Raw genomic sequence first — 15,619 nt, forward strand, 5'->3', positions numbered from 1 at the left:
CATAATGATGTGGGAACGGCTTTCGAGAGAGGTGCATCACTCGTGTCCGCGCACTGCATGCTCACCGGGGCCCGGCCGGGCTTCGGCAACCGGATCTCGCACTCCCACCGGCGCACGTCCCGCCGCTTCGACCCGAACATCCAGTCCAAGCGCTACTGGCTGCCGAGCGAGGGCCGTCACGTACGGCTGCGGCTGAGCGCCAAGGGGATCAAGACGGTCGACACCATCGGGGTCGAGGCGGCCGTGGCGCGCATCCGCGCGCGCGGCGTGAAGGTCTGACGGAGCGGGCGGAGGAACCGGCATGGCGAAGAAGAGCAAGATCGCGAAGAACGAGCAGCGGCAGGAGACCGTCGCGCGGTACGCCGCGCGACGGGCGGAGCTGAAGGAGATCATCCGGCGGCCGTCCGCCACCGCGGAGGAACGGGCGGCGGCGCAGCGTGAGCTGCGCCGGCAGCCGCGCGACGCGAGTGCCACGCGCGTGCGCAACCGCGACCAGGTGGACGGCCGTCCGCGCGGGTACCTCCGGACATTCGGCCTCTCCCGCGTGAACCTGCGGGGACAGGCGCACGCGGGGTATCTGCCGGGGGTCCGCAAGGCGTCCTGGTAGCGGCTTCCGCAGGGGCTCCGGCGGGGGCGGGGCGCGGGGCGTGTCACTGGGGCTGGTGGACCGGCGGGTGGTTCCTGTTGGCTGACTGCCGTCGTCCGGCCGACGGGGCCGGCCAACGGCCAGGGGGCTCGCAGTGATCTCGCAGGCTTCGGTGACGTACTCGCCCGCACCGCCGGTGCCGTACGCGTCGCGCCCCCGGCGCGCACGGGCCGTGGCCGTGGGCCTGGCCGGCGCGCTCGCGCTGACGGCGTGCGGCGGGGGCGGCTCCGAGGACCCGGGCGGGTCCGCGGCCGCCCCCACCCCGTCGGCCGCGGCGACCGCGGACTCCGGTGGCGGCACGGGCGGTGGCGGCGCGGGCGGTTCCGGCGCGGGCGGGGCTCCGGCGGGCGAGCTGGACGGCAGCCGGCTCACCACGGCCGGGGGCAAGGCCGTGGCCCTCATGGTCGACGGCGAGGAGGCCGCCCTCTTCGCCACGGGCGGCACCGTGTGCGGCGGCACCGCGCGGAAGGGCGCCGGAACCCACACCATCCGCCTGAGGTGCACCGACGGCGCCGAGGACCGGGCGAACGGCACGGTCGACTCCACCGGGAAGGCCTCCCTCGAGGTCACCTGGGAGAGCGCCCTCGGCACCGAGACCTACACCAAGGCCGAGGGCGGCAGGCTCCCGACGGGACTCCCGACGGCGGGACCGGCGTCGTGACCTCGGCCCCGGCCGGCGGGGAACCGGCGGTGCGTACGTGATGATGATCCACAAGCCCGTCCACGAACCCGGAGGACCACCCATGCGCGCCACGCCGATCGCCGCCACCGCCGTCGCCGGCCTCCTCCTGCTGACCGCCTGCGACGACGCGGAGAGCGACGGGAAGCGGACCGGCGCGACCCCCTCGCCCGACGGGGTGAGCATGGAGGTCGGCCCGGCGAGCGTCGCGCCGGCCGCCGGGGACATCGGTGAGGTGCCCGTCAGCTTCACCGTCCAGGGCGCCACCTGCACTCTGAACGGCTTCCCCGAGGTGCGGCTGGCCGGTGCCGGCGACCCGGCCACGGCCGAGGTGCCGCCGGCCGAGGGCGCCACGGCCCAGAAGCTGACCCTGGCCGAGGGCGAGTCCGCGTCCTTCACCCTCACCTACGAACGCGGCACGCGCCGCCAGGGCGGCTTCGACGCCGAGAACCTGCACGTCGGCGTGGACTGCGGCACCGGCGGTGGCGGCACCCGGATCTTCCCCTGGTCCTACGGTCCGGTCGCCGCCGACGGGCGGGCCGGGTACAAGGTCTCCGTGAGCGCCTACCAGCGGATGGGCGACTAGCCGCCGCTTCCGGGAAGCCGCGGGCGTGCCCCGACCCGGGCGCCGTCCGCCGCCCGCGCCCCCTCCTCCCAGCCCGCCGCGTCGCTCACCCCGCGCAGCCGCGTGGTCGTCGTCTCCGGGAACAGGCGGTCCGTCCGGTCGGTGACCGCGACCGCCCGGGAGGCGAGGACCGGCAGCAGGTCGTCGCTCACCCGCGAGGTGGCCGACTCGGCGGCGGCCGCGAGACGCGTCCCCACGCGGTGGGCGTACGCGGCGAGGAAGGACTGCCGGAAGGTCTTGGTCCGTTTCCGCCCGCCCGCCCTCTGCGCGGCCTCCGCCTCGGTCATCGCCGTCGTGGCCTGTACCAGCAGGGAGGTGTAGAGGAGTTCCACCGCCTCCAGGTCCGGGGCGAAGCCGACCACGGTGGAGAAGCCGAGCGGTTCGTTCCACACCGCCCGGCAGTGGTTCGCGGTGGCGACCGAGTCCAGCAGCACCGCCTTGGCCTGCTCGTACGGCGGCTCCACCCCGATCCGGCACGCGCCCGGCGTCTCGGCCGAGGGCGCCCGGGCGGCGAGCAGCGCCTCGTCGACGCTGTGCCGCGCCATCAGCTCCTGCGCCTTGGCGCTGAGCGCCTCCGCCTCCTCGGGGAACCCGGTCGCCTCCGCCTTGGCGAGCAGCGCGCGGATGCGGCCCAGCACGCGCGACTCAGGCCGCCGGTCCCGCGGGCCCGGGGCCGCCGCCTCGTCGAGGGGTTCGAGGGCGGGCAGGCGCAGCAGCAGTCGGTACAGCTCCAGCACGGCCGTGGCGTACGAGAAGCGGTCGGCGCGCGGGGCGGGCTCCTCGCCCAGCGCGGCGAGCTGGGCGCTCCAGCGGGGCCCCCGGGGCCGGTCGTCGTGCGGTGCCTGGGCGCGGATGAGCGCCGAGACGATCCCCGCGTGCGCGTCGTCCAGCTCGCGCCGGACGATCCGTACGACGTCGGCCGGCTGCCAGCCGCGCCGCCAGGCGTTCGCCACGAACTCCTCACCGCGCCGGATCAGTTCGGCGTCGGCCGCCGGATCGGCGGCGAGCAGGGAGGCGCCGGTGTCGAGGGCGGTGTCGGTGGCGTCGTAGAGGGCTGCCCGCAGGGCGCGGTCGACGGTGCTGGACGTACTCACGAGCCGATCGTGCCATGCCGCGCGGGTTCACCCGAAGGTGTCAACTTCGGGTTGACACTCTCCCGCTGTCAACCTACGGTTGACAGATGACGACGAACCCAGCCATCAAGTCATCCGTGCGTCTCGACGACCTCATCGCGGCCATCAAGAACGTCCACGAGGAGCCCCTCGAACAGCTTCAGGACGCGGTGCTCGCGGGTGAGCACCTCGGCGACGTGGCCGACCACCTGATCGGCCACTTCGTGGACCAGGCCCGGCGTTCGGGTGCCTCCTGGACGGACATCGGCAAGAGCATGGGCGTCACCCGGCAGGCCGCCCAGAAGCGGTTCGTGCCCAAGGAGGGCAACGACCTCGACCCGAGCCAGGGCTTCGGCCGCTACACGCCCCGCGCCCGCAACACGGTCATGGCCGCGCACAACGAGGCGCAGGCCGCGCGCAACGCTGAGCTCCTGCCCGCGCACCTGGTCCTGGGTCTGCTGGCCGAGCCCCAGGGGCTGGCCGTGAAGGCGCTCACCGAGCAGGGCGTCACCGTGGAGGCGGTCCGTGAGGCCGCCCGCGCGGCGCTCGCGCCGGCCGTCGAGGACGCCCCGGAGCTGGTGCCGTTCGACCCGGCGGCCAAGAAGGTCCTGGAACTCACCTTCCGCGAGGCCCTCCGCCTCGGCCACAACTACATCGGCACCGAGCACATCCTGCTCGCCCTGCTGGAGCACGAGAACGGCGAGGGCCTCCTCAGCGGCCTGGGCGTCGACAAGACCGCCACCGAGCGGTACGTCGCCGACCTGCTGGCGCAGTACGTCGAGACCCGGACGGAGGGCGAGAGCGCGGACGAGAGCGCGGGCGCGGGCGAGAGCGCGCAGGAGGGCTGAGCACCGGGACACCGGTCGGCGGCCGTTGTCGGACCCCCCTGCCACACTCGCGGTATGACCGGCCGGTGGGCGCTCGCTCCGGCCGAGGACGGTGGCGTGGACGTCGCCCCCCTCGGTCCGGACGGGCTGCCCGCGGGCCCGGTGCTGCGGGAGGCGGACCTCGCCGAGGCCGTGCGCGGCCGTCCAGGTGTCACCCGGTGGGTGTGGCGGTCCACCGCCGAGGTCTACCCCCGCCTGCTCGCCACGGGGGTGCGGGTGGAGCGGGGATACGACATCGAGGCCGCCGAGACGCTCCTCCTCGGTCACGAGGGGCGCTACGGGCAGCCCCGTTCGGCCGCGGCCGCCCTGGCCCGGCTGCGCGGCGGTCCCGTACCGCCCGATCCGCCGCAGCGCCCCGCCGCCCCGGGTGCGCAGTCACCCCTCTTCGAACCGCGGGCCGCGCGGGTGCCCCTGCCGGACCTCCTCGCGGTCTACGCCGGGCAGCAGCGGCGGACCGACGCGACCGCGCACCCCGACCGGATGCGGCTGCTGGTGGCCGCCGAGTCGGCGGGCATGCTGGTGGCCGCCGAGATGAACCGCGCGGGGCTGCCCTGGCGGGCGGACGTGCACCGCGCGCTGCTGCACGAGCTGCTCGGCGAGCGGTACGCGGGCGGCGGCGAGCCACGCCGGCTGGCCGAGCTCGCCGACGAGGTGTCCGCCGCTTTCGGCCGCCGGGTGCGGCCCGATCTTCCCGCCGACGTCGTCAAGGCCTTCGCCCAGGCCGGCGTCAAGGTCTCCTCGACCCGCCGCTGGGAGATCCGGTCCGTCGACCACCCGGCCGTGGAACCGCTGCTCGAGTACAAGAAGCTGTACCGGATCTGGGTCGCCCACGGCTGGTCCTGGCTGCAGGACTGGGTGCGCGAGGGCCGCTTCCGGCCGGAGTTCCTCGCGGGCGGGACCGTGACCGGCCGCTGGGTGACCAACGGCGGGGGCGCCCTGCAGATCCCCAAGGTGATCCGCCGTGCGGCCGTCGCCGACCCGGGCTGGCGGCTCGTCGTCGCCGACGCCGACCAGATGGAGCCGCGGGTGCTGGCGGCGATCTCCCGCGACCCCGGGCTGATGGAGGTGGCCGGCCGGGAGACCGACCTCTACCAGGCGGTCTCCGACCGCGCCTTTTCCGGCGACCGCGCCCAGGCCAAACTCGCCGTCCTCGGCGCGGTCTACGGCCAGACCTCCGGCGACGGCCTGAAGAACCTCGCCGCGCTCCGGCGCCGCTTCCCCAAGGCGGTGGCGTACGTCGACGAGGCCGCCCGCGCGGGCGAGGAGGGCCGGCTCGTACGCACCTGGCTGGGCCGCACCTGCCCGCCGGCCGCCGGTACGGCGGACGACCCGGCGGAGGAGGCGGGCATCCCGGCCGCGGAGGAGGAGCAGGCGGCCGGCTCCCGTCCGTGGACACCGGGCCACGCCTCGTCCGGCTCCCGCGCCCGCGGCCGCTTCGCCCGCAACTTCGTGGTCCAGGGCAGCGCCGCCGACTGGGCGCTGCTGCTGCTCGCGGCACTGCGGCAGGCCCTGAGCGGCATGGCGGCCGAACTGGTCTTCTTCCAGCACGACGAGGTGATCGTGCACTGTCCCGCCGAGGAGGCGGAGACGGTGACGGAGGCGATCCGGCGGGCCGCGGACCTGGCGGGCCGCCTCACGTTCGGGGAGACACCGGTGCGCTTCCCGTTCACGACGGCGGTGGTGGAGTGCTACGCGGACGCCAAGTGATCCGCCTCGTCACAGGGGGCGGGCGTCCCCGCGGTCGCCGGCGTCCCCGGCCGCGCGCTCGCGGGCGAAGTCGCGGACCAGGTCGTGCGGGACGTAGCGGCCGTGCGCCGTCTCCTCCATGAGGGCCACGTCGACGAGCCGGTTCAGCGCGGCCTCGGCGCGGTGTTCGTCGGTGCCGGTGAGACGGGCCAGCAGGGGCGCGCCGTAGGCGGGCAGGTCCAGGGCGCCGATGTGGCGCAGGACGAGGGCCGCGTCGCGGTCGGCCTCGCGTTCGGAGGCGGTGAGCGCGTCGTGTGCGACGGCCAGCGAACGGCGCACGCTGAGGTCGTCGTACTCCAGGTGCGGCAACCGGCTGCCGGCGGCGGACAGTTGCCCGGCGAGTGCGTCCGGGGTGAGGGCCCGGCGAGCGGCGAGGCGGGCCGCGACGACGCGCAGGGCCAGGGGGAGGCGGCCGGTGAGCGCGACGAGGGGGTGTCCGGCGCCGAGCCCGTCCCGCCCGGAGGCCGCGCGCAGCAGGGCGGCGCTGTCCTCGTCGGAGAGCGGGGCGAGCGGGAAGCGGGCGGCCCCGTCGAGGGCGGTGAGGGGCGAGCGGCTGGTGACGATCACCGCGCAGCCGGGACCCGCGGGCAGCAACGGCCGTATCTGCGCGGCGCTCGCGGCCTCGTCCAGCACCAGGAGGGTGCGGGTCGGCGCGAGCAGGGTGCGCAGCAACGCCGAAGCGGCATCCGGGTGTTCGGGAATGTCGCGGGGTGCGGTGCCGAGGTCGCGGAGGAGTGCGGTGAGGGCCCGGGCGGAGGTGAGGGGGGCCGTGCCGGGGCTCGCGCCGTGCAGGTCGAGGTGCAGCTGACCGTCACCGAAACGGTCCTTCAGCGTATGCGCGACCTGCAGCGCGAGCGCGCTCTTGCCGATGCCGGCCGTACCGCTGATGACGACGACGGGGGCGGGAAGGGCAGGTCCCGGATGCCGGCCGAGCACGCGGAGCAGTTCCTCCCGTACGTCCGTGCGGCCGGTGAAGTGGGCGGGTGGGGGCGGCAGTTGCGCGGGACGGGGCACGGCGGGCCCCGGAGCGGGGCACGGCGCCTCCGCTTCCGCCGCCGCGTCGGGGCCGGCCCCCTCGCCGCTCCCCCGCAGCACCTCCACATGGGCCTCGCGCACGCCCGGCCCCGGTTCGACGCCGAGTTCCTCCACCAGACGGGTCCGCAGATCGCGGTGGACCACCAGCGCCTCCGCCGGACGGCCGGTGCGGTGCAACGCGAGCATCAGCTGACGGTGGTACGCCTCCCGCCGCGGATGCTCGGCGGCCAGCGCCGCCAGCTCGGGCACGAGCCCCGCCAGACGCTCGCCGCCGAGGGCGAGTTCGGCGTCGTACCGCCACTCCAGGAGCAGCAGCCGCGCCTCCCGCAGCCGCCGCACCAGGGCGTAACCGCCCACCTCCGGCGGCAGTCCGGCCAGTGGGGTCCCCCGCCACAGCGCCAGCGCGGCCCCGCACTCGCCCACCACGCGCTCCCAGTCCCGGCCGGCGTGCGCGGCACGCGCCGCGGCGGTGTGCGCGTCGAAGACGTGGAGGTCCACCTCGCCCTCACCGACCCGCAGCAGATACCCGGTGGGCACGGTGACCAGCCGATCCGGGCCGTCGAGCAACCGCCGCAGCCGGGCCACGTGGTTGTGCAGCGAGGGCTGCGCGGAGGCGGGCGGTGCCCCGCCCCACATCGCGTCCTTCAGCGCCTCGGCGGAGACGACGCGTCCGGCGTCGAGCAGCAGCGCGGCGAGCAGGATGCGCAGTTTGGGGCTGCCGACGGCCCGTACGGACGCCGCGCGTCCGCCCTCGGCGGGCTCGGCGGGGAGACCGGGGCCGTTCCCGGAGCCACCGTCGTACAGGACCGGCGGCCCCAGCAGTCCGAACCGCAGCCCGCGCCGTGTCACGCCGCACCACTGCCTTCCGGGTGCCTGAACCGAGTGCCAACGGCCACATGTTAGCCATCCGTTGGCAAGATCTGATGTGATCACTACATCGGATCCGGCCCCGGGGGCGCGCGCGTAAACGCGCAGCTCGGGGGAGTGACGCCGCCGCGGCCCGGTCCGGCCACGAGGGTCCCCGGTCGGCAGTGCGATCGACCGGGCCCCTCGCCTTTTTGCCTGCGGGGTCGGACGACCGGCGCCCGGCGGGCTCCCGCAGGCCTTCCAGGAACCCGCCGGACCAGGCCCGCGCCCACGGGCCGGCCGCATCCGGTTCCGGGCGTCCGCCCGGGGGCGGATACCGCACCCGGGCGAACGCGGGGCCCGCCGCGTACCGGAATGGACCGGATCCCCGGCGGCGGAATTCCCGGCCCCCGGGACCGGGCACGGGAATTCCCGTCCCAGGGACATTCGGCAATTCTCCTCGACCCCCTCCACCGCAATGACCGATACCCTATATTCGACGCACTGCACGAACGCATGCCCTGACAACAGGGCCGGTTCACCCGGGGGAATGACGGTGCGTTGTCTGCCTCCGCACGAGGGAGGATCGCTGTGGGATCACAGAGTTCCGGAGCACCCGAGGAAATTACCGGGGAAGGCCCGGGCCTGCTGTCCCGCCGGGCTCTGCTGCACCGTTCGGGTGCCGTCGGGCTGGGGACGCTCTGGCTCGCGGGCGAGCAGGGCCCGCTCGGCGGCGTCGCGCACGCCGGCGAGGGCGCGGCCGGTGAGGCGGCCGCCACCGGCCTCGTCCGGGTCGACACCCAGGAGAGCGCCAACCTGTGCGCCGCGCTGTCGCCGGACGGCGGGACGCTCGCCATCGACGCGCTCAACGCGATCTGGCTGCTGCCGGCGGCGGGCGGCACGGCACGCCGGCTCACCGGCGACGCGCTGGACGCGACGCAGCCGCACTGGGCGCCGGACGGGAAGAGCCTGGTGTTCCAGTCCTTCCGTGAGGGGACCTACGACCTGTGGCGCATCGGCGTCGACGGGTCCGGGGCGCGCCGGCTGACCACCGGCGACGGATACGACCAGGAGCCCAGGTTCTCCCCGGACGGCCGCCTGGTCGCCTTCGCCTCGGACCGGGACAACACCGGCCGGATCGAGGTCCTGGACACGGCGACCGGTGCCCGGCGGGTGATCACCCGGGGGGACCGGAACGTGTCGATGCCGACGTGGTCCGCCGACGGACGGCGGGTGGCGTACGTGGCGGAGTACGGCTCGATCGAGTCCGTCGACATCGCCACGGGCGCGACGCGCACGCTCCTGACCGGCCCCTCGGACGCCGCCCTGTACGCGCCGTCGTTCGGTCCGGACGACCGCCGGCTCGCCTACGTCCGGGTCACCGGCGCGCGCGCCGAACTCATGGTGGACGACCGGGCCCTGACGGAGGACGAGGACGTCTTCCCGCTCGCCCCGGTCTGGCTGTCGGCCGGCGAACTGCTCTACACGGCCGACGGCCGGATCCGCCGCCGCCGTCTCGGCGGCGGCCGTACCGAGATCCCGTTCACCGCCACGGTCGAGGTGCGGCGGGTGGACCACGACGGGCGGAAGGGCCCGGACCTCACCGGCGACGGCCCCCGGGACGTCCTGGGCCTGGCCGACCCGGCGCTCTCCCCCGACGGCCGGAAGATCGCCTTCCGGGCGCTGAACGCGCTGTGGCTGCTCACCGGTGCGGGGCGGCCCGTGAGGATCGCCGCCGACGGCTACTTCAACTCCTCCCCCGACTGGGCGCCCGACGGCCGCTCCCTCGTGTACGTCAGCGACCGGGCCGGCACGGCGAACCTGTGGCGGTACGACATCGCGCGGGGCGCCTCCGAGCGGCTCACCGCCCTGCCGAACGCCCAGCTCTCGCCCCGCTGGTCACCCGACGGCTCGCGCATCGCGTACCAGGACGAGAGCGGTGCGACCTGGGTGCTGACCCTCGCGGACGGCTCGGTCACCCAGGTCGTCCCGGCGCTGTACCAGCCCGGCCCGCCCGCCTGGTCGCCGGACGGCCGGATGCTCGCCCTCGCCGCGGCCGCCCCGTACTCCAGGCGCAGCGGCAACGGCGTGAACCAGATCCTCACCGTCGACCTGACCACGCACGAAGTGCGCTACCAAGCCGTGGCCCCCGGGCGTTCGGTCTCCACCCGCAGCGGCGACGGCCCGCTGTGGACGCCCGACGGCCGGTACCTCGTCGTCGGGATCGAGAGCCAGGCGTGGAAGGTGCCGGTGGACACGGCCGGCCGGATCACCGGCGAACCGGTGCGGATCACCGAGGAGACCGCCGACTCGCTCTCCGTCGCCACGCGCGCCGGCACCCTGCTCTACCTCTCCCTGGGCCGGCTGCGCACGGTCGGCCTCGACGGCGGTACGCCGCGCACCGTACCGACCCGGCTCACCTGGACCCGCCGTCCGGCCCCCGCCGGGCGCACCGTCGTGCGCGCGGGCGCGGTGTGGGACGGGACGTCCGGCTCGCTGCGGCACGACGTGGACGTCGTGCTGCGCGGCGAGGGGATCGAGGAGGTCGTACGCCGCGGGAGCGTGCGGGGCGACCGGGTCGTCGACGCCGCGGACCTCACGGTCGTGCCCGGCCTGATCGACACCCACAACCACTGGCACTGGCGCGGCCCCCAGTGGGGCGACCGGCAGGGCCGCGCCTGGCTCGCGTACGGCGTGACCACCAGCCGTACCCCCGCCGACCCCGCCTACCAGATGGTCGAGACGCGGGAGGCGCTGGCGTCCGGGGCCAAGGTCGGGCCGCGCTACTTCGGTTCCGGCGAGGGGTTCGAGGGAACCCGCGGGCGCCACCGCTCCATGCGGCCGGTGTTCTCGCGCGACCAGCTGGACCGGGACCTGCGGCGCGCGCTGGCCCTCCGCTACGACCTGCTGAAGTCGTACATCCGGCTGCCGGTGGAGTACGAGCGGGAGCTCGTGGCGCGCGGGCACGCCGCCGGTGTCCCGGTGACCTCGCACTACCTCTACCCGGCCGCCCGTACCGGCCTGGACGGCATGGAGCACACCGGGGGCGGCAACCGCCTCGGCTACTCGCGGACGCTGAGCTTCGCCGCCGGGCGGACGTTCCAGGACTCGGTGGACCTGCTGGTGGCGAGCGGGATGTGGATCTCCACGACGACCCTGTTCGCCTCCGAGCTGTTCGTCGAGGACCGCTCGCTCGTCGAGGACGAGCGGACCCGGGTGCTCTACCCCGAGTGGGAGTACGCCCGGCTGCTCCGGAAGGCGGCGGACGCGGCGTCGGACAGCGCGGAGGCCCGGCTCAACCACGCCTGGACCGTCGGGGACTGCGACATGCTGCTGCGTGTGCACCGGGCCGGGGGGCTGGTCGTGGCGGGCACGGACGCGGCCCTGGACGACATCGGCATCAGCCTGCACCAGAACCTGCGGGTCCTGGTGAAGTACGGCTTCACCCCGCGCGAGGCACTGCTCACGGCGACCGGGAACGCCGCCCGGGCGCTCGGCCTCGGCGGCAGACTGGGCCGGGTGGCCCCGGACCACCTGGCCGACCTGGTGTGCGTCGAGGGTGACCCGCTCACCGACATCGGCGCCGCGGCGGCGGTGCGCCGGGTCATGGTCGGCGGCCACGCGTACGACGTGCCGGAACTCCTCGAACCGTTCCGTCCGTCCGCGGCGGCCGCGGTCGCCGGCGACGGCGACGGCGCACCCGGCAACAGGGTCCGGGCCGCGGCGCCCAGCGCCCGCGGGAACGCCGCGCACTACTGGCACGGGGCGGAATGGCGGCACGCGGGCTGCTGCCGCTCCCGCTGAATTCGGGAGCGCCGCACCGGAAATCCCTCGGAATTCCCCCCGCACAGGCGCGGGGGGGAATTCCGGGGGGACGGCGCGCACGCCGGTGCCGTACGTTCCACCGGAATTCCCCACCGGAATTCCGGGGAATGCGAGAGCACCCCGAAGGACCCGCCCCGTACCCGGCGGTGGAATCCTCCGCGGGTGCCTTCGCGTTTCTCACCCCGCCCCGCGTTCCCGGGTCACTCCGTTTCCGGTGATCCCTCCCCGGCCGGCGGGTGCGCCGACGGGAGCCGCGACAGCATCAGCAGCGCCCGCCCGATGTCGGCCCCCTGGCGGCCGAGTTCGCCGGCGTACCGGGCCAGTACCCCGTTCTCCCAGGCGAGTTCCGACACCGGAAGGCCCGACAGCCGCCGCAGCGCCTGATCGTGCCGGGCGAGTTCGGCCCGGCGCAGCACCAACGAGATGATCTGGCCGTCGAGGTCGGCGAGGACCGCGCGGACCTCCCGTTCCCCTGCGGCCCCGGGGACCGCCTCCGGCCCCGGCACCGGGAGCGCCACCTCCAGGGCCGGGCTCACACGTCCACCGCCCCGGCCGGCACGGACGCCCCCTCGGCCGAACCGGCGACGACGGCCGCGGCCATCGTCCCGTGGTCGACGACGACGGCACGGTCGGCGAAGAGCAGCGCCGCGTCCGGGGTGGGCGCGGTGTGCGCGGCGGACGCCCCGGCCTCGGCCTTGAGTTCGCAGCCGAGGTAGCCGACGTAGCCCAGGTTGAAGCCGAACGGCAGCCCGGGGTCGGCCGGCAGCGCGCGCCGCCGTGACTCGGCGTCGAGGTAGTCGAGGAAACCGCCGGCCACGAGCTCGTCGGGGCGGCCGGCACGCTCGATCCGCACGGTGCGGGTCGCGACACGGTAGGTGAGGTACTCGGCGAGCGGTCCGCTGCCGTCGCCGAGGAAGGAGAAGCGGGAGTCGCCGTCGGCCCGGGAGGCGCTGTCGAGCACCTCGCCGAGGAGTTGATGGAGGTCGTAGGTGAACGAGTCGTAGTTGTCCACGAGCAGCGTGCGGACGGGACGGTTCATGACGCGATGTCCCCGACCGGCCGCCGGTCACCCGTGTCCGGTCCGTCGATCGCGTCGATCACGAGGTCCTCCACGCGGCAGGTCTCCTCGATGATCAGGTCGTACAGCCGCCGCAGAAACGTTCCGTCGACGCCGTGCTCGGCTCCGTAGCGGGCGGCGCGCTCCTGCACGATGCCGATCCGGTGCGGCTGCATCATCGGGACACCGTGCTCCCGCTTGTACTCCGCGATGCGCACGCAGATGTCGATCCGGGCCTTCAGGGTGTCGAGCAGTGCGGCGTCGACACCGTCGAGTTCGGCGCGCAGACCCGCCAGACCGACGTCAGCACTCGGGGTCGTCGTCATGCCTGTGCCTTTCCGAATGTCGTGGTGGAACGGGCCGGTTCCTCCGGGTGTGGCGGCCTCCGGGCCGCTGGGCGGCTCGGCGGCGTCGTCCGGGCGTGGCCGGCCCCATGGGTGTCGCGCAAGGTCTTGGCCATGAGGGGGACGCGGTGCTGCGGCGTGCCGGTCGGGCGCGGGCGGCTCCTTCCGTGCGGATGTCGGTCCGGGGCATGCAGGGGGGTGGCGGCGCGTGGGACGACGGTGCCGTCCGCGAGCGGTGCGCGCGGCCCAGTACGGCCGTACGCCCGGCGATCGCGGGCAGCGGGATGTACCTCCGAGCGGGTGGGCGGGCGGGTGCGGGGACTCGGTGCGGCAGGTCGCGCGGCGCCTTTGCCCGCGCCCTGCCGACGTGGCGCTGTGAGCCAAACACACCGCGAGGAGAGCTCCCAAAGGTTTTAGCTGTGGCTAAAAGCGCCTCCGGACAGGCGGTACCGACGGGCGGCCCGGACCGAGGACGGCGGACCTCGGACAATGAGCCACGGACCTCGGACGACGGTCAGACGACGCGGCCGACGGAGCGCCCGGCACCGCGGACGAGCGCCTCGCCCGTCTCCGTGAGCGAGTGGATGACCCGCTGCCCCGACCGGTGGCTCGTGATCAGGTCACAGCTGCGCAGCACCGAGATGTGCTGGCTGATGGCCCCCGGGGTGACGGCGATCCGGACGGCCAGGTCGCCCGTGGACGCGGGGGTGACGAGGGCCTCGAGCACCTCGGCCCGGACACCGCCGAGGAGCGCCTTGAGCGGGCTGGGGCGCTCCTCGCCGTGGTGGCGCCAGAGGTCCACGACCCCGGGCCGCGGGTACACCACCATCGGCTGCAGCGGCGGCAGCATGGTCAGCACTTCCGGACCGCAGAAGACACTCGGCACGAGGACGATGCCCTGGCCGCCGAGGGTCTCCTCGAACGCGTAGCTGCTGCGGACGGTGAGGCGGTCGTCGTGCCACCCGATGCGCTCGTTGAGGGTGGAGAAGACGGAGGCCGCCCCTGAGCTCTGCATCACCCGCATCCGGGAGCGTATGTCGGACGCGAGCCCGCCGTGCAGCCTCTGCCAGTACGGTTCGAGGGCCACCTTCCAGTAGGTGCGCAGCAGTTGGGTGATCTGCCTGAGAGCCTTCTCGGGCTGGTCCAGCATCCGCTGGTGCAGCGGCGCCGCCTCCCGGCGCCAGGCGGCCGGCGTCCCGGTGTCCCCCACCAGCCAGGCCACCTCGTCGACGAAGTGCGCGGGACGGGTGGCGCGCACCGCCTCCAGCTCGTCCTCGATGCTCGAGGGCGTGCCCGTGGGCGCCGGCGTCAGGAAGTCGGGTACGTATCCGGTCGGCGGGATCACGGCCCGCAGCGGGTGCAGGCGGAGGTCCTTCAGCCGGTGCAGGACGTCGTCGACCCACGGCTGGTGCTGCCTTCTGCGCTCCGGCGAGGCCAGCATGCGGAAGCTGTAGACGGTCTCCCCCAGCGGAGACATCGAGAACCGAACCCTCGCGACGTCGTCGGCGGTCGCACTGTAGCTGATCAACGTTCCCCCGTTTCTCTGCGTACCGGTCCGTCCCCACCGCTTCGCGGCCGCCCCGCGCCTCGTTCCGCCCCCGGTGGAGAGGTGCCCGTGCACGGTAGGCCGGAGAAGGTACGCATGCGCAACGCGATCCGGACACCCACACCAACGTAGCCGCAACGGGACACGTCCCGCCCGTGACGAAAAGACCGTGCGCCCCCGCCGTTCCCGGCACGGGCGCACGGCCTCGGCGGGGCCCGGGCCTACCTCGCCGGGGGGCCGGACGGGAACGGGCGCGAGGGCCGTCTCCCCGGTCGCGGAACCAGGGACGCCCCAGACGGAACCGGCCATGAACACGGCTGGAAATGGTACCTTCCCCGGCCCCCCGCCGCCGAGGGACGGGCACCGTCCTACTCGGTCCCGGCGGAGTCGACCTCCCGGGCGAGGACCGCGTAGACGTACTCGCTGCCCCAGCCCCGGTCGTCGCGGTCGTTCTCGATCAGATGGGCCTCACGGCGCATCGACAGCCGCTCGCAGAGCCGCTCGGAGGCCGTGTTGTCCGCGTCGATACGGGCGAACAGACGGTGCACGCCCAACTGCTGGAAGGCCAGGTCACGCAGGGCGAGCGCGGCCTCCGTGGCATAGCCCCGGCCCCCGTGGTCCGGGTGGAAGACCCACCCGATCTCGGCCTGGCGCGCATACGCGCTGGAGAGGGTGACCTGCACCTCGCCGATCACCCCGGGGACGTCACGGCGGCACACCGCCAGCGTGAGGTTGTCGCCGTCCTCCTTCCAGGACGTGCCCTTCCCGATGCGTTCGATGACCTCGGCGCAGCGCCCGCGGTCCCGCGGCGGCCGGTAGAGGAACCTGGCCACTTCGGGGAGCCCCTGGTAGGCGTGCATGTCGTCGAGGTCGTCCGCCGTGAACAGCCGGAGGACCAGCCGCTCCGTCGTCACCGGCCGGGCCATCACGGTCGCGTCCATATGCGTTCAGCTCCGTAGTCAGGGGATTGACACTAAGTCACCAGCAACTTAGACTCCACGGCGCCGCCTGGCCAGTGGCACTTGCAACGGGGGAAACATGACGCGATGCGGTGACGTGCACGGTCCTGGGCACACGTCAGGACTCACAGGACTCGTACACAGCCGGAATCCGACCACATCCCACAGCCGGCTCACAGCGGACGAATAAGCGGCGGGGCAGTACCCCCACCGTCGTCCGGCCGCGAGCGGCCCGCCCTTCGTACCGCGTTCCACGCCCTTGTGGCAGGCGTGCGCGCGGTGGCGGACAGCCGCGGCGACCCGGGTCCGGAC

General features: G+C 74.6%; 14 protein-coding genes. 7 read left to right on the forward strand and 7 right to left on the reverse strand.

Going from position 1 to position 15,619, the window contains the following annotated elements; genetic code table 11:
- Window positions 1-42 precede the first annotated feature (42 nt).
- The 4 genes from rpmB (at window position 43) to ACF07S_RS22560 (ending at window position 1,911) form a co-directional block, all read left to right on the forward strand.
- Window positions 43-279 (forward strand): 50S ribosomal protein L28, encoded by a 237-nt coding sequence (rpmB, locus tag ACF07S_RS22545; RefSeq protein ID WP_280850127.1) that lies wholly within the window; start codon window positions 43-45, stop codon window positions 277-279.
- Window positions 280-301: 22 nt separating this feature from the next.
- Window positions 302-607: a 30S ribosomal protein S14 gene (gene rpsN, locus ACF07S_RS22550; protein WP_391962969.1), complete on the forward strand. Its 306-nt coding sequence runs from the start codon at window positions 302-304 to the stop codon at window positions 605-607.
- A gap of 133 nt (window positions 608-740) precedes the next feature.
- The gene (locus tag ACF07S_RS22555; protein WP_391974920.1) at window positions 741-1,307 is read left to right on the forward strand and encodes a hypothetical protein; all 567 of its coding nucleotides are present in this window, start codon (window positions 741-743) and stop codon (window positions 1,305-1,307) included.
- Window positions 1,308-1,389: 82 nt separating this feature from the next.
- Complete coding sequence (locus ACF07S_RS22560) at window positions 1,390-1,911, forward strand: DUF4232 domain-containing protein (RefSeq protein WP_391974921.1); 522 nt, start codon at window positions 1,390-1,392, stop codon at window positions 1,909-1,911.
- Here ACF07S_RS22560 and ACF07S_RS22565 read toward each other — a convergent pair.
- Window positions 1,908-3,044: a DUF2786 domain-containing protein gene (locus ACF07S_RS22565; protein ID WP_391974922.1), complete on the reverse strand. Its 1,137-nt coding sequence runs from the start codon at window positions 3,042-3,044 to the stop codon at window positions 1,908-1,910. The genes ACF07S_RS22560 and ACF07S_RS22565 overlap by 4 nt on opposite strands.
- 86 nt (window positions 3,045-3,130) lie before the next feature.
- Here ACF07S_RS22565 and ACF07S_RS22570 point away from each other — a divergent pair, with 86 nt between their 5' ends.
- Entirely contained in the window at window positions 3,131-3,910 is a 780-nt protein-coding gene (locus tag ACF07S_RS22570) for a Clp protease N-terminal domain-containing protein (protein WP_391974923.1), read from the forward strand.
- A gap of 54 nt (window positions 3,911-3,964) precedes the next feature.
- A complete protein-coding gene (locus ACF07S_RS22575) occupies window positions 3,965-5,656 on the forward strand; it encodes a bifunctional 3'-5' exonuclease/DNA polymerase (protein ID WP_391974924.1) in 1,692 nt (563 codons plus the stop codon).
- A 9-nt stretch (window positions 5,657-5,665) separates the two neighbouring features.
- On the opposite strand, the gene ACF07S_RS22580 is transcribed toward ACF07S_RS22575, so the two are convergent.
- Window positions 5,666-7,579: a BTAD domain-containing putative transcriptional regulator gene (locus tag ACF07S_RS22580; protein WP_391974925.1), complete on the reverse strand. Its 1,914-nt coding sequence runs from the start codon at window positions 7,577-7,579 to the stop codon at window positions 5,666-5,668.
- 588 nt (window positions 7,580-8,167) lie between these two features.
- Between ACF07S_RS22580 and ACF07S_RS22585 the strand changes: the two genes are divergently transcribed.
- A complete protein-coding gene (locus ACF07S_RS22585) occupies window positions 8,168-11,380 on the forward strand; it encodes an amidohydrolase family protein (protein WP_391974926.1) in 3,213 nt (1,070 codons plus the stop codon).
- Window positions 11,381-11,601: 221 nt separating this feature from the next.
- Here the strand turns inward: ACF07S_RS22585 and ACF07S_RS22590 are convergent, their stop codons facing one another.
- The 5 genes from ACF07S_RS22590 to ACF07S_RS22610 form a co-directional block, all read right to left on the reverse strand.
- Window positions 11,602-11,937, reverse strand: coding sequence for a hypothetical protein (locus ACF07S_RS22590; protein ID WP_391974927.1), 336 nt, complete (start codon window positions 11,935-11,937; stop codon window positions 11,602-11,604).
- Entirely contained in the window at window positions 11,934-12,440 is a 507-nt protein-coding gene (locus ACF07S_RS22595; protein ID WP_391974928.1) for a hypothetical protein, read from the reverse strand. The genes ACF07S_RS22590 and ACF07S_RS22595 overlap by 4 nt, the downstream gene beginning before the upstream one ends.
- Window positions 12,437-12,784 (reverse strand): chorismate mutase family protein, encoded by a 348-nt coding sequence (locus ACF07S_RS22600; protein WP_391962959.1) that lies wholly within the window; start codon window positions 12,782-12,784, stop codon window positions 12,437-12,439. The genes ACF07S_RS22595 and ACF07S_RS22600 overlap by 4 nt, the downstream gene beginning before the upstream one ends.
- A gap of 532 nt (window positions 12,785-13,316) precedes the next feature.
- Window positions 13,317-14,279: a DUF5937 family protein gene (locus ACF07S_RS22605; protein ID WP_391974929.1), complete on the reverse strand. Its 963-nt coding sequence runs from the start codon at window positions 14,277-14,279 to the stop codon at window positions 13,317-13,319.
- A 437-nt stretch (window positions 14,280-14,716) separates the two neighbouring features.
- The gene (locus tag ACF07S_RS22610; RefSeq protein ID WP_391962957.1) at window positions 14,717-15,289 is read right to left on the reverse strand and encodes a GNAT family N-acetyltransferase; all 573 of its coding nucleotides are present in this window, start codon (window positions 15,287-15,289) and stop codon (window positions 14,717-14,719) included.
- Window positions 15,290-15,619 lie beyond the last annotated feature (330 nt).

Source organism: Streptomyces sp. NPDC016640 (assembly GCF_043076215.1).
Taxonomy (GTDB): Bacteria; Actinomycetota; Actinomycetes; order Streptomycetales; family Streptomycetaceae; genus Streptomyces.

Coding starts and splice junctions, on each gene's coding strand:
- ACF07S_RS22575 (WP_391974924.1), top strand. CDS start 3,965: ATGACCGGCCGGTGGGCGCTCGCTCCGGCCGAGGACGGTGGCGTGGAC.
- ACF07S_RS22595 (WP_391974928.1), bottom strand. CDS start 12,440: ATGAACCGTCCCGTCCGCACGCTGCTCGTGGACAACTACGACTCGTTC.
- ACF07S_RS22605 (WP_391974929.1), bottom strand. CDS start 14,279: ATGTCTCCGCTGGGGGAGACCGTCTACAGCTTCCGCATGCTGGCCTCG.
- rpsN (WP_391962969.1), top strand. CDS start 302: ATGGCGAAGAAGAGCAAGATCGCGAAGAACGAGCAGCGGCAGGAGACC.
- ACF07S_RS22610 (WP_391962957.1), bottom strand. CDS start 15,289: ATGGACGCGACCGTGATGGCCCGGCCGGTGACGACGGAGCGGCTGGTC.
- ACF07S_RS22570 (WP_391974923.1), top strand. CDS start 3,131: ATGACGACGAACCCAGCCATCAAGTCATCCGTGCGTCTCGACGACCTC.
- ACF07S_RS22560 (WP_391974921.1), top strand. CDS start 1,390: ATGCGCGCCACGCCGATCGCCGCCACCGCCGTCGCCGGCCTCCTCCTG.
- ACF07S_RS22600 (WP_391962959.1), bottom strand. CDS start 12,784: ATGACGACGACCCCGAGTGCTGACGTCGGTCTGGCGGGTCTGCGCGCC.